Origin of the sequence: Streptomyces durbertensis (assembly GCF_014156695.1) — a bacterium.
In the GTDB taxonomy this organism is placed as follows: Bacteria; Actinomycetota; Actinomycetes; order Streptomycetales; family Streptomycetaceae; genus Streptomyces; species Streptomyces durbertensis.
Window position 1 is genome coordinate 1 of the sequence record NZ_WMLF01000901.1, and the last position, 664, is coordinate 664.

General features: G+C 68.8%; 2 protein-coding genes. Both read right to left on the reverse strand.

The window, feature by feature from the left end:
- Nucleotides 1-182: 182 nt before the first annotated feature.
- Nucleotides 183-350 carry a hypothetical protein gene (locus tag GL263_RS27565; RefSeq protein WP_182858441.1) on the reverse strand — a complete coding sequence of 56 codons (168 nt, stop codon included), beginning with the start codon at nucleotides 348-350 and terminating at the stop codon, nucleotides 183-185.
- A 6-nt stretch (nucleotides 351-356) separates the two neighbouring features.
- The coding region (locus GL263_RS27570) for a hypothetical protein (RefSeq protein WP_182858442.1) at nucleotides 357-664 on the reverse strand (308 nt) is incomplete at its 5' end.

Consider the following 664-nt stretch of genomic DNA (forward strand, 5'->3'; position numbering starts at 1 on the left):
GGGTAGTAGATGGGCTGGGTCTGCTCGTCGTGGGACGGCATGATGGTGTCCTCCTCAGTAGTGGGGAGTCCGGGTCGGGATCGCTGGCGTGTGATCGCCCGGGGAGGCTTCGGCCTCTTCACCGGCCCCCGGGGGTGCTTCTCTCATCCCCGGGGGTCAGTGGAGCCGTCGAAGCTGCGGTTTCAGTCGAGGTTCCGCCCGAAGCGCATGGGCATGAGCGGCTCGCTGCGGGCGAGGATCGTCGGCGGGTGTGTGGGGCCGGGGTCGGGAAGCAGCTCGATGGGTTCGTCCTGCTGCTCGGTGAAGTCGAACGTGAACTCCACGGTGGTGTCCTTCTCTTCTGCGGTCATGCCGCGTTACGCGGTCTCGTCGAGGACGAGTTCGCCGTTGGCGATTTCCTCGTTGAGGAGATCGGCGATCTCTTGGAGCGTCTCGGTCTTGCCGGTGAGTCCGGCGGCCTTGAGCGAGCGGCGCGAGACCTTGCCGGAGCCGGCGCGGATGATGCCCCGGGCGAGGTCGCGAGCTTCGGCGAGCTTGACGTCGTCAATGTCCGGGCGTGTGGGCGGCGCCTGGTGCTCGCGGGGGTGAGGGGTGGTCCCCTGGGCGTGTCCCGCCTCGGGGTAGCGGTCCTCGGTGGAGGGGCCGTAGGTGGTCGGGCGGTGGG